At 60.0% G+C, this 12673-nt stretch carries 9 protein-coding genes, 1 tRNA gene and 2 pseudogenes; 10 read left to right on the top strand and 2 right to left on the bottom strand.

All coding sequences use genetic code 11. The features are described 5' to 3' along the window. The first annotated feature begins 1408 nt into the window (after positions 1–1408). The 5 genes from NKG60_RS28865 to NKG60_RS28885 all read left to right on the top strand — a co-directional run bounded on the left by NKG60_RS28865 (position 1409) and on the right by NKG60_RS28885 (position 6679). Positions 1409–2548 carry a hypothetical protein gene (locus tag NKG60_RS28865; protein WP_352493676.1) on the top strand — a complete coding sequence of 380 codons (1140 nt, stop codon included), beginning with the start codon at positions 1409–1411 and terminating at the stop codon, positions 2546–2548. Between the two features lie 566 nt (positions 2549–3114). Continuing rightward, positions 3115–3495, top strand: a complete 381-nt coding sequence (locus NKG60_RS28870) for a transposase (protein ID WP_352671857.1) — start codon at positions 3115–3117, stop codon at positions 3493–3495. Continuing rightward, complete coding sequence (gene tnpB, locus NKG60_RS28875; RefSeq protein WP_287281401.1) at positions 3492–3836, top strand: IS66 family insertion sequence element accessory protein TnpB; 345 nt, start codon at positions 3492–3494, stop codon at positions 3834–3836. Before NKG60_RS28870 ends, tnpB begins: the two co-directional genes overlap by 4 nt. A 73-nt stretch (positions 3837–3909) precedes the next feature. Next, on the top strand, positions 3910–5493 hold the full coding sequence (gene tnpC / locus NKG60_RS28880) for an IS66 family transposase (protein WP_352747989.1): 1584 nt from the start codon (positions 3910–3912) through the stop codon (positions 5491–5493). A 382-nt stretch (positions 5494–5875) separates the two neighbouring features. Further along, a complete protein-coding gene (locus NKG60_RS28885; protein ID WP_352493675.1) occupies positions 5876–6679 on the top strand; it encodes a class I SAM-dependent methyltransferase in 804 nt (267 codons plus the stop codon). Positions 6680–6834: 155 nt separating this feature from the next. Here the strand turns inward: NKG60_RS28885 and NKG60_RS28890 are convergent. Beyond that, positions 6835–7122, bottom strand: a pseudogene (locus tag NKG60_RS28890) (transposase); the annotation flags it as partial. Between the two features lie 180 nt (positions 7123–7302). On the opposite strand from NKG60_RS28890, the pseudogene NKG60_RS28895 reads away from it, so the two are divergent. After that, a pseudogene (locus NKG60_RS28895) lies at positions 7303–8076 on the top strand (helix-turn-helix domain-containing protein); the annotation flags it as partial. 150 nt (positions 8077–8226) lie between these two features. Here the strand turns inward: NKG60_RS28895 and NKG60_RS28900 are convergent. Then, positions 8227–8301, bottom strand: a tRNA-Gln gene (locus NKG60_RS28900). 653 nt (positions 8302–8954) lie between these two features. Between NKG60_RS28900 and ppdK the strand changes: the two genes are divergently transcribed. The 4 genes from ppdK (at position 8955) to NKG60_RS28920 (ending at position 12558) form a co-directional block, all read left to right on the top strand. Beyond that, the gene (gene ppdK / locus NKG60_RS28905; RefSeq protein ID WP_352976270.1) at positions 8955–11630 is read left to right on the top strand and encodes a pyruvate, phosphate dikinase; all 2676 of its coding nucleotides are present in this window, start codon (positions 8955–8957) and stop codon (positions 11628–11630) included. Between the two features lie 85 nt (positions 11631–11715). Continuing rightward, a complete protein-coding gene (locus NKG60_RS28910) occupies positions 11716–11901 on the top strand; it encodes a hypothetical protein (protein WP_352493321.1) in 186 nt (61 codons plus the stop codon). Between the two features lie 170 nt (positions 11902–12071). Continuing rightward, positions 12072–12221, top strand: a complete 150-nt coding sequence (locus tag NKG60_RS28915; RefSeq protein ID WP_023721750.1) for a hypothetical protein — start codon at positions 12072–12074, stop codon at positions 12219–12221. A gap of 181 nt (positions 12222–12402) precedes the next feature. Beyond that, positions 12403–12558, top strand: a complete 156-nt coding sequence (locus tag NKG60_RS28920) for a hypothetical protein (protein ID WP_352976272.1) — start codon at positions 12403–12405, stop codon at positions 12556–12558. Positions 12559–12673 lie beyond the last annotated feature (115 nt).

Raw genomic sequence — 12673 nt, forward strand, 5'->3', positions numbered from 1 at the left:
GCGCATCGACGATAAGCGGCGCGACCGGCGAGTTACCGACAATTCCAACGATACCGCACATGGCGCTTGCCCCCGATTCCGACCTCAAACCCGGCGCTATTTAGAGACTGCCGGGCTGTCGCGAAAAATCACATTCCATTTCGTCCGGTATCAGCCGGACTATCCTGCACAGATGCACCATGACAGGGCGCACTTGCAATCCGGTGCAGAGGACTCGTTTGTGAGTTGCGTCTGATGGGTTGGCTCGATGTGGCACCGCCCTCGAGATTATCAGCGATTTTCTTTGGCGGATCGCCGGCCGGACGAGTCCATTGGACCAATGGAAAGCCTCACTTCTCCATTTTTCATGCCGGTCCTGTCCAACTCAACGCGCATCGAGTCCAGGTGGCCAGGGCCCAAGAAGGGCTAGCCGACGGGGCGTTTTGGATGACACAGCACGTATCCGGTGAAACATCCGTCCTCGTATATTGGAGATAGGTAGGCACTTGCTGAACCCGGCGCGAAGCGTCGAGGCGCGCGAAGAAAGCTGTCCCGCGACCACAAGCCGGCAAATCGGTGTCCTGACTTGAATTGCGCGATCGCCTTGCAAAGCACAACTGATAATGGGACGAGGTAAAGCCTTGAGCCCCGTCTGCTGGCCAACCGAGAGCGAGACCTACTTCACTATCACTGATTTTTCCAGATTGGCAGCTGTGAAGGGACAGCTGAGAAATATCAGGCCGCACGAAATTCCGATGCAGTCAGCGGCCAGATCAAGCACGTCAAGATCCCTCCTAATCACGCTGGTAACCACCAAAACTACCAGAGTCGCCTTTCGTTCTGCCAACCAATAGCTCCAATAAACATTGGTACTGCGAACGCGGTCGCATGATTTAGCTTGTGGTAGTGGAATCCTATGTTGACCCGAATTTCTCAAGCCGGGAGACGGGTAAAAGCGCTAGCACGAGAACGGCAAGCAAAGTGACGAAAAAAGCTGTCCTTCGGTGACTGAGTGCAACCTCATTGTTCTCAATGATGGCTTGGTAAGTGAACATTGCGGTCAAACCGAAGGCTCTGCTCGCACCAGCCCCAAGCCTAGACACGTGGTTAGCTCAGCGGCTACGAATGCATTCGATACCCCGAGAATCAAGCGGGCAGTCTGTGCGCCCAGAAAAGCTGGCTCTCTAGACCGCCGTTGGCGAAGAGGGTAATTTCCGTGTTGAAGCGGCTAGCAACGACTAGCTGTCATCATCAACTTCAGCGAGGATACAGCTTGATACTGGTCTTGTGGGTCGCTGTGGTGGGTACCATCACCATATGTCTTACAAATTTCCCTAACGTTTCGGTCCCGTGGATTGGGGTCGCTGGGTTGTTTTCGTACACCCTCCCGGCACTCGTCGGGCTTACCAGTCCAGTTGCGACGGCTGGTATGACAGGTTACTTCGCCCCTACATCAGATCGGGCCACGATGGTCATGGCGGTTGTATGGATTGCGTTTGGATTATCGATCATCACTGCAAATGCTTTTCACGCAATAAATCGGGAGGAAGTTCGAATCTACTCGCACCCTCGCTATATCGATCGATTTCTAACCATAACCTTCGTTCTCAGCATGGGCCTTTTTGCGTCGTTCGTCGTTAGATACGGCACAGGTTGGTTCCTGCAAACACGCTCAGATCTAAGTTCATTGGTCGGAGTTGACTGGCTAATCTGGAAATGGAGCAATGCCTTAGGTCTCTTGGTGGCAGCGTACTTTTTCATGTGGTCGCGATTATGCAAAATCTACAGTGTCTTTTTCGGGGCCATGATAGTGGTCAACATAGTGGCTGGTGATCGCACAACACCGGTCATCGCTATGGTCAGCGTAATTGTATCTCTGAGTTGGGGAATGCCAATTGGTCGAGCGGTGTTCGCTGCGAAGGCATGGTTTGGTGCCGGCCTGGTCCTTGCGATCATTTTTTTGGCCAAGCCGTTTTATGTAGCGTTGAAAACCGGAGCCTCGTTCGGCGAGGTCTTTAACAGCATGTCGACCATGTCATTCCAGATGGGTTGGGAAGCTTTCGGCACGCACGAGTTACTGGAACGAGTTCTCGCGTTGAATGTTTCCTATTCCCCGTGGGCGACCGTTCGGGACTGCTTGGCGCAGTTCTTGGTGATGCCCTCGGCTTTCGGCTTCGGCAGCACTGGGTACAATGATCTAATACAAAGCCAAGTGATCAGCTATGCGACTTATGGGCTCGCGTCGAATTTTTGGGCGCATTGGTGGTCGATGTTCGGTATAGCTGGGGTAATCATCGGCGGGACGGTTTACGGTTTGTCTTTGGTTTTCTTGAACAATATGATTCAACGTAGCCGGGGAATGACGTTCTTTCTGTTCATAATTCTGGCGGCGACCTTCGGCGTCTATGCTCACCGAAACAGTCCGGAGAACGTCCTTGCGCTGATGAGGCCTATTATGCTCGCATACGCCTTAGTGTGGATCGCAATGTACCTCTTCCCTTTGCGAACGACGGACGGAAGTACAGTCGGAGTAATGTCCCCGACCAGACGCGTGCATCGAAACGCCTAGGCCATAGCAGGTTGCTGGGCCATGTTTAGTGATGCTGGACCCACCTCATGTAGCAAATCCATCAGGCGTTTTCGTACCTCTGCGTACCGATTTGGGATCCAGCCGGCGCTGGTGCTGCCGGACCAGGCGCGGCCGGTGGTGTGGCCGGGTCGTGCTCGATGATTACCGGCGCCATAAGGTTCTGTCCGAGTTGCTCGGCATTGTCGGCATCTCCTGTCGCGTCATGTGTGCGGAAACGCTGTGAAGTAGGCGGTGCTTCGATCCTATCTGGAACGTATCGCCGGACTGGACGCGGTAGGAGCCGGCGGTGTCGGCCGCTGCGGTGCTCCGGCTTCGTTTATCCAGAGGTCGCCGGTGGAGATGTTCTGGCCGTTGAGGCCGCGACGGTCTGGATTGATGGCGGACAGCGCCTGCGCTTGCCACCCGTAGTGATCGAGCCAGACCGATCCGTTCCAGTACGTAAGCGCCAAGCTGACCCCATCTGGCGCGGTTTGAGGTGATGAGCGAGAGATAGTGACACTGAAGGAGCTGAGGAGCTTGCAGTGTCAATTTCTATGTCTGCGCCTATGCCTGATGATAGGAGCTTCCATATCCTTGAGGCGGTTGCGAACCGGCTGGACGCAAGTCCGCAGCGTCCGCGGCGGCGCTGGTCGGCGGAAGCGAAGGCACGGCTGGTTGAAGAGTCCCTGAAGCCAGGGGCGAACGTGTCGGCGATCGCGCGCCAGGCTGGACTGGCGAGCTCGCAGCTGTTCGGCTGGCGGCGCAAGGCGATCAAGAGCGGTGCGGTCAGGCGGCAGCGAGATGCGGCTCGGCTCGGCTTTGTCGAGGTCACGCCGACAGCGTCTGCGTCGGTGGAGATCGAGCTGGGTGGCGTGGTCATTCGCGCCGGTGCCGATATCAATGAGGAGCAGCTGGTGCGGATCATCCGGGCGGTTCGCCAGGCATGATCCCGGCCGGCGTGAAGGTGTTGGTCGCCAGTCATCCCGTCGATTTTAGAAAAGGTCCCGACGGCCTACTGGCACTGGTGCGCGATGCCGGCTCGGATCCGTTCAACGGCGCGCTTTATGTCTTCCGCGCCAAAAGAGCGGACAGGATCAAGATCGTCTGGTGGGACGGCAGCGGCGTGTGTCTTTATGCCAAGCGACTGGACGACGCGAAGTTCTGCTGGCCGCGGATCGGCCACCACCGGGTCCAGCTCAATCATGCTCAGCTCATGGCTCTGGTTGACGGAATGGACTGGAAACGGGTTCGGACTGAGACCGTCAGGCGGCCGCAATCGGCTGGGTAAAACCCTGCGGCATGATGAATCAGGGAGCTGAAAAAGCGGGAAAATTGCCCGCGAATATGCTCTGATTTTGGCCATGTCGGCACCCGAACTCGCGCTCCCGGACGACGTTGACGCGCTCAAGGCGATGGTTGTTGCCATGGCCGAAAAGGCCGCCCTTCTGGAGGAGCGCAACCTCCATCTCGAGTTGGTCAACAAGAGCGCTGATGAGCGGATTGCACGGCTGACCGCGGTGGTGAAGATGCTGGAGCGGGCGCGCTTCGGCAGCCGCTCCGAAAGGTTGCGGACCGGTGCGCTGAGCGAGGAGCAGTATGCGCTGGTCTTCGACGAGATCGAAACCGGCGTGGCGGCCATCGAAGCGCAGATGGAGAAGTCTGCGGGCGGCTCGAAAGCGAAGCGCGCTCCGCGTCCTCGCAAAGGCTTTGCGGCCCATCTCGAACGGGTCGAGGTGGTTATCGAGCCCGAAACGCCTGCTGGCTGCGAAGCGCTGGAAAAGATCCTGATCGGCGAGGACGTCTCCGAACGGCTCGATGTCACCCCGGCGAAGTTCCGGGTGATCGTCACGCGTCGCCCCAAATATGCCTACAAGGGCTGGGACGGCGTTATCCAGGCAGCCGCTCCCGCCCGCATCATCGAAAGCGGCATTCCGACCGAAGCGCTGCTGGCGCAGATCGCAGTGTCCAAATACGCCGATGGCCTGCCGCTCTACCGCCAGGAAGCGATTTATGCCCGCGATCAGGTCGAGATCGACCGGTCACAGATGGCGCAGTGGATGGGCAAGGTTGGCTTCGAGCTCGAGCCGCTCGCCGATTACGCACTGACCCGCATCAAGCAGGGTGAGCGGGTCTTTGCCGATGAGACCACCCTGCCAACGCTGGCCCCAGGATCGGGCAAGGCCAAGACGGCCTACCTCTGGACCTATCTGCGCGATGATCGGCCGTTCGGTGGCAGCGGACCGCCCATCGTCGCCTACCGCTTCGAAGACAGCCGTGCCGGCGAATGCGTCGCCCGCCATCTGGACGGCTATCGCGGCATCCTGCAGGTCGACGGATACGCCGCCTATAACCGGCTGGCCCGATCGGATCGGGGCAATGACGGCGTGACGCTGGCGGCGTGCTGGTCGCACGTGCGGCGCAAGTTCTACGAACTGCATGCCGCAGGCTCCTCCGTTATCGCCTCGCAGACGGTGGCGCAGATGGCCCCGCTGTGGGCCGCCGAGGAGGCCGTGCGCGGCCAGGACCCGGTACTTCGGATAGCTGCGCGTCAGGAGAAATCCGCCGTCGTCGTTGCCGCTCTCTTTGCGCTGTGGGAAAAGGAGCTGCCGAAGCTGTCGGGAAAATCGAAGCCCGCCGAGGCGATCCGCTATGCGCTCGGCCGGCGTGCCGCGCTCGAGTGCTTCCTTACCGACGGCCGCATCGAAATCGACTCCAACACCGTCGAGCGCGCCATCCGGCCACAGACAATTACCCGAAAGAACAGCCTCTTTGCCGGCAGCGACGGCGGCGGACGGACATGGGCCACCATCGCCACGCTGCTGACCACCGCCAAGATGAACCAGATCGATCCGCACGCCTGGCTCACCCAGACCCTCGAGCGTATCGCCAATGGCTGGCCAAACAGCGATATCGAGGCGCTCATGCCTTGGAACTACCAGCGCTGAACGGCATCAGCTACGCGCTTACTCCAGTACTCAGCATCGTTACCTCCCTCCGTTCGGACAGATCAGTTGGTGATCTTCTCCAGTCGGTGTTGGTAGCCCGGTCGACATCTAGAATTAGCGCGGTATCGAAATGGAATTTGCCGATGAAGGTCGGCGTCACCCCACCCGACGGCGAGGCGGCGCTCGTCGAATAGGTCAGGCGGTCCCTGATTTTGGGACTGACGTACCAGGCCGCCGAACCAGGCGTCGTATGGGGATTTGGACAGGGGCATTTGCATATCTCCGCTGGTGGTTAACCGTCTGGGAGGGCATGTTGCTGGTGTAAATAAACTGTGATTTAACGGGCCGATATCCGCACAGAACCGTGAAGGCGGGCTCTCACATGCAGCGCTCAGGCGTTTCCGTTTATGCCGACCGGCCGAACAAGCGGCTCGTTTATGTTGGCCGCCCCGCTGATGAAATTTTCTGGGATGACCATTGGTCCAGCGACGTGGCCGCCGTGGCCGTCCGGCGCAAAGATCGTTTCGTCGTCCGTGAGACGGCAGCCAGATTGCCCAAAGGCTCGAAGGTAATCGATGCCGGCTGTGGTCTTGCCCAGACCGTGTTCGGGCTTCACCACTCAGGTTTCGAGGCCTACGGGATCGACTACGCGCCGAAGACCGTCGATCTGGTGAACAGTGTTGCCCCGGAGTTGAAGGTCTCGATTGGCGATGTCCGGGACCTTCGCCAGTTCCCGGATGGTTTCTTCGATGGCTATTGGTCGCTTGGTGTGATCGAGCACTTTTACGACGGCTACGATCAGATCCTCGCCGAAATGAGCCGAGTGCTGCGGCCCGGCGGTTATGCTTTCGTCACCGTCCCGTCGATGTCGCCGCTGCGCCGGCTGAAGGCATGGCTTGGCGGCTATCCCTCAGTCGTGGGCCGTGATCTCAGCGGCTTCTACCAGTTCATCCTGTCGCCGGAATCGATCGTGCAGGGCTTCGAGCGGCACGGTTTCCAGTTCACATCATCCAAGCCGCGTGGTGGCTTCAAGGGCATGAAGGATGAGGCTGGCTTCCTTCGCAGTCCTCTACAGGCTTTCTACGAAATGAAGCACCCGTTGGCCCGCATGATCAGGACCGGCGTGGATAGGGTGCTCAGCCCGTTCAGCTTTCACACCCGGCTCTATGTGTTCCGGAAGCCCTAGTATTGGATAATCGACGGTGAAGCCGAGGCCAGAGATGGCCGCGGTTCCGCCAACCTTGGAAGTCAACGCCAGTGAATCGCCAGGCTCCAGGTAGGCATCGGCCGGACCGGCTGTGGCGCCACCATCACGAAAGGCAAAGGCAGTTGACGTTGCCCAGCTTTCCGCTTGGCCGCGGGCGTCACCATTTCTTTCCCACACTCCTTCAACGCGGCATTGTCGAGCATGGCGTCGGCCAGAAGCCGCTTCAGCCGCGTGTTCTCGTCCTCCAGCGCCTTCAGCCGCCGAGCCTCGGACACATCCATCCCGCCGAAGCGGGCCTTCCAGTTGTAGATCGAGGCGTGGCTGACCCCGTGCTTGCGCCACAGATCGGCAACCGATACCCCGGCCTCGTGTTCCTTCAAAATTCCGATGATCCGCTCTTCAGAGAAGCGGCTGCGTTTCATGTCCTGGTCCTCTCGATGGGCCAGAACGAACTTCAAACCGGATTAGATCAGAGGGGCAAGGTCAATAGGTATAAACCGTAACCTATGTGTCCAGAATGGACCTCTGAGCGACCCGAGACATAGGTGACGTTTTGTACCGGACACATGGGTAACACTTTTGGCTTTTGGCCGGAGGTGTTGATGCCGTGGAGAGAGTGTTCGGTGATGGAGGAACGTCTTCGTTTTGTAGCTCGTCTTCTCGACGGGGAAGGCATGAGCGATGTGTGCCGGGAGTTCGGCATCTCGCGCAAGACGGGCTACAAGATCTACAATCGCTACAAGGATGAGGGCCTCGAAGCCCTGACGGACCGCTCGCGCCGGCCGGTTCGCTATGCCAACCAGTTGCCGGCCCAGATCGAGCGGATGATCGTAGAAAGCAAGCGGGAGAAGCCGCACTGGGGCGCCAGGAAGATACGCGAGCTGCTGGTGCGCAAGCTCGCAGGCGATGTGCGCATTCCGGCCAAGAGCACCGTTCATGCTGTGCTCGATCGCCACGGCCTTGTGAGCCAGGCCCGCAAGAGGAACCGGGCGAACAAGGCCGTGGGCACGCAACTGTCACAGGCGACGCGGCCCAACGATCTCTGGTGCGCCGACTTCAAGGGCGAGTTCAAGCTCGGCAATGGCCGCTACTGTTACCCGCTGACAGTCACCGACCAGGCCTCGCGCTACCTGCTGGCCTGCGAGGCCATTGAATCGACAAAGGAGGGTCCGGTCATAGAGGCTTTCGTCCGGCTCTTCAAGGAACGTGGCCTGCCGGAAGCGATTAGAAGCGACAACGGCCTTCCCTTCGCAAGCCCCAATGGCCTCTACAATCTATCGAGGCTGTCGGTGTTCTGGCTGAGGCTCGGCATCGCGATCGAGCGCATCCGGCCTGGCAACCCGCACGAGAACGGCCGCCACGAGCGCATGCACCTTGGCTCGTCTCCTTCATGCCTATGATCTGGGATATATCGACCTGGAACAGAGGACCTTGCAGACCATCGACAACCCGTTCGGCACGAGGTTGTCACCCATGTCTTAGGTACAAACTGTTACCCATGTCTTCGGGCCGTACACTCTTGAACTTGGCTGGGGCGCCAGGATTCGAACCTGGGAATGTCGGTACCAAAAACCGATGCCTTACCACTTGGCGACGCCCCAACAGCCGGAGCGTGCCCGCTGTGCGCGCGGCCTTATAGGACGAGCCGAGGGAAAGCTCAATCCCGACAAATTGACTACGCGCGACCGATTCACCGGTCTTGCAATCGTCAGATTCAACGGGCCTATTCACCTAAGCTGCCAATTATCCGCTGGGTCGACGAAATGGAAACTGCCTGGCGCCGGGAAATGACAAGATCGGCCTGACGAGTGGTGGCGCCGGCATTCTCAAGGCGCTCAACGTTTCCTCCAGCCTTTCGGAATAGCGCACCGGCAGCGGCTTGGCCGGCACATCTTGGCCATCCGCCCGAAAACCGACGTCAAGCCCTTCGGCAGAGGCTGAATAAGTCGGCCCCTTATTATCGGTGAACGACCACGAAAAGGCCGCGCTGTAGAAAGCCTTCAGGCTGTCCAGCGTGCTGCATGTCGCAGTCATTTCCAAACATCGAGCTTTCCGGCCATTCTCATCGCTCTGTCCATTTGTTCTCGTTATGTTCTCAAACAAAGCTCTCCAAAAAGCAAGTCTTTTCGGCGCCGCTTTTCCTTAATCGATTTGTACGGGCCGGCCGGCTTGGCCGATGCCTTGCCTTTCGCACCGCACCATCATATCGCTCGATTGGCTAATATTTCCATCCGTCTGCAACCCGGGAGCAAGCATGACCAAGTGGGTCTATACCTTTGGCGATGGCACCGCGGAAGGTCGCGCGGGCGACCGCAATCTGCTCGGCGGCAAGGGCGCCAACCTTGCCGAAATGTGCAGCCTGGGCCTGCCGGTGCCGCCGGGCTTCACCATCACCACCGAAGTCTGCAACGCCTATTACGCCAACGGCCACACCTATCCGGCCTCACTGGAGACGGATGTTTCGGTTGCCCTCGACCATATTGGCCGGCTGACCGGGCGCCGTTTCGGCGATCCGTCGAAACTGCTTTTGGTGTCGGTGCGCTCCGGTGCCCGCGCTTCCATGCCCGGCATGATGGACACCGTGCTCAATCTCGGCCTCAACGACGAGACGGTCGAAGCCTTGGCCGCCGATTCAGGCGATCCGCGCTTTGCCTATGACAGCTATCGCCGTTTCATCCAGATGTATTCCGACGTGGTTATGGGCCTCGACCATGAGGTGTTCGAGGAGATCCTCGAAGACCAGAAGGGCGGCCTCGGCCATGAGCTCGACACCGAGCTAACAGCAATCGAATGGCAAGGCGTAATCGCGCTCTACAAGGCCAAGGTCGAGGAGGAGCTCGGAAAGCCGTTTCCGCAGGATGCGAACGAGCAGCTGTGGGGCGCCATCGGCGCGGTGTTTTCCAGTTGGATGAACAACCGCGCCATCACCTATCGGCGCCTGCACGACATTCCCGAAAGCTGGGGCACGGCAGTCAATGTCCAGGCCATGGTCTTCGGCAATATGGGCGACACGTCGGCCACCGGCGTTGCCTTCACCCGCAACCCGTCGACCGGCGAAAAGCAGCTCTATGGCGAGTTCCTGGTCAATGCCCAGGGCGAGGATGTCGTTGCCGGCATCCGTACACCGCAGAACATCACCGAGGCAGCGCGCATTGCCGCCGGTTCCGACAAGCCGTCGCTACAGAAGCTGATGCCGGATGCCTTCCAGGCTTTCGTCAGCATCTCCGACCGCCTGGAAAAGCACTACCGCGACATGCAGGATCTCGAATTCACGATCGAGCGCGGCAAATTGTGGATGCTGCAGACCAGGTCCGGCAAGCGCACCGCCAAGGCGGCGCTGAAGATTGCCGTCGACATGGCCAGGGATGGCCTGATTTCGAAGGAGGAGGCCGTCGCCCGCATTGATCCGGCCTCGCTCGACCAGTTGCTGCATCCGACGATCGATCCGAAGGCGGCGCGCGACATCATCGGCGTTGGCCTACCGGCCTCGCCGGGCGCTGCCACCGGCGAGATCGTGTTTTCCTCCAACGACGCCGAGGAGGCCAAGACACAAGGCCGAAAGGCGATCCTGGTGCGCATCGAGACCAGCCCCGAAGACATCCATGGTATGCATGCGGCCGAAGGCATCCTGACGACGCGCGGCGGCATGACCAGCCACGCCGCCGTTGTTGCGCGCGGCATGGGCAAGCCCTGCGTTTCGGGCGCAGGCTCGCTGCGCGTCGACTACAAGGCCGGCACGCTGATGGCGATGGGAGCGACCTTCCGCAAGGGCGAGATCATCACCATCGACGGCGGCAACGGCCAGGTACTGAAGGGCGCTGTACCCATGCTGCAGCCGGAACTCTCGGGTGATTTCGCCGCCATCATGGAATGGGCCGACGGGGCGCGCCGCATGAAGGTGCGCACCAATGCCGAGACGCCGCTGGATGCGCGCATGGCGCGCTCCTTCGGCGCCGAAGGCATCGGCCTTTGCCGCACCGAGCACATGTTCTTCGACGGCGACCGCATCGTTGCCATGCGCGAGATGATCCTGGCCGATACGGAAAAGGAGCGGCGAACGGCGCTGGCCAAGCTGTTGCCGATGCAGCGCGCCGATTTCCTCGAACTGTTCGAGATCATGGCCGGGCTGCCGGTGACGATCCGCCTGCTCGATCCGCCGCTGCACGAATTCCTGCCCAAGACCGAGGAGGAGGTGGCCGAGGTCGCCGCCGCCATGAAGGTGTCGCCGGACAAGCTCCGGCGGCGCACCGAAGCGTTGCACGAGTTTAATCCGATGCTCGGCCATCGCGGCTGCCGGCTTGCCGTCTCGTATCCCGAAATCGCCGAGATGCAGGCACGAGCCATTTTCGAGGCGGCCGTCGAGGCCGGCAGGAAGGCCGGCGCGCTGGTGGTGCCGGAGATCATGGTGCCGCTGGTCGGGCTGGTGAAGGAGCTCGACTTCGTCAAGGCACGCATCGACGCCGTCGCCAAAAGCGTGATGGAGGAGACCGGTGTCAGAATCGCTTATCTGACCGGCACGATGATCGAACTACCGCGCGCCGCAATCCGCGCCCACGTTATCGCGGAGGCGGCCGAATTCTTCTCCTTCGGCACCAACGACCTGACCCAGACCACGTTCGGTATCTCGCGCGACGACGCGGCCTCGTTCCTTGAGACCTACCGGCAAAAAGGCATCATCGAGCAGGATCCATTCGTGTCGCTCGATATAGAGGGTGTCGGCGAGCTGGTGCGGATGGCGGCCGACAAGGGCAGGGCGACGCGGCCCGACATCAAGCTCGGCATTTGCGGCGAACATGGCGGCGACCCAGCCTCAATCCATTTCTGCGAGAAGGTCGGCCTCGACTACGTCTCGTGCTCGCCCTACCGGGTGCCGATCGCCAGGCTGGCCGCCGCGCAAGCGGCAGTGCAGGCTGCGAAAGCCAGAGCGTGAATCGATCCCGCCGACGATTCCTCCGCGTGGCAAGGAAGGTTGATGTTTTCGATCCGCCGTGTGAAATGGCGACGGGATGGTGCACATGTCTGATGATGAACAAACCGCCGCGGCGCGCTGGACGGTGAAGTCCGAGCTCCGCGCCGTCGGCCGCGACAAGCCGCTGCTACTGGTGCTGGCGGCGATCCTCTGTCTCTATTGTGCGTTCATCGCCGGACCGATCGTCTATGCGGTGCTGGCCATCGACGGCATTGCGGATTTCTTCAAATGAAGCCGATTCCGGCGATTTCGCTCACGTCCCGGTTCCCGAGTCTATCGCGCCCGAAATTGCTCGACCTGGATGAAATTGCTTAGCCGGGATGAAACTGTTACGCCTATCGTCGTACCTGGAGGGGTGCGGGAGGACATGTGACGATAAGAATCAGGCTTCCAGGCGGGACTTTGAAGATCAAGAAAAGGGACGAGCTGCGGCGGCGCGAGCAGAAGCGCGAGGTGCCGGTTTGGCAGGTCGGCAATTACTTCGTCATCTGGTGGCCGAGCGGGATGTCCGATCGCCCATCCTCGCCCAACAAGTCCTCGCCCAGGAAATAGCCCCCGCACCCAACGATCCCGGCTGGGCGTGACGTTTCCGTGCAGGATCAGGAACCGCCGTGCGTGCCAAAACTTCCGAGACCGCTCGACAAATCCCAGAAAAAGTCGGCGGGCGGGCGTTGACTCTTCCGCGACGGAAGGTCTTTGATGCTGCATTGCACAATTTGGGGCGGCGGAAGCGATGGCAGTGCGTATCAGAATGCCAGGCGGCACGCTGAAGATGAAAGTGTACCGCGAATTGCGCGACCGCCGCATTCCCGTCGTCAAGCTCGGCCGGCTTTATTTCACCTGGTGGTCGAACCGCCAGCGCCTGGTTGGCGACCAGTCGCCAGGGTGACGCCCCAATTTTTTCGGCTTGCCATGCGCCTGGGAAAGCCCGCCCCGACCTCCACAGGCGAGCTCGCAAAATAAGTTGATGACGCTGCTGTTGACTCTCCCGTAACGGAAGGTCT

Origin of the sequence: Mesorhizobium sp. M1428 (genome assembly GCF_040317515.1) — a bacterium.
Lineage (GTDB): Bacteria > Pseudomonadota > Alphaproteobacteria > Rhizobiales > Rhizobiaceae > Mesorhizobium.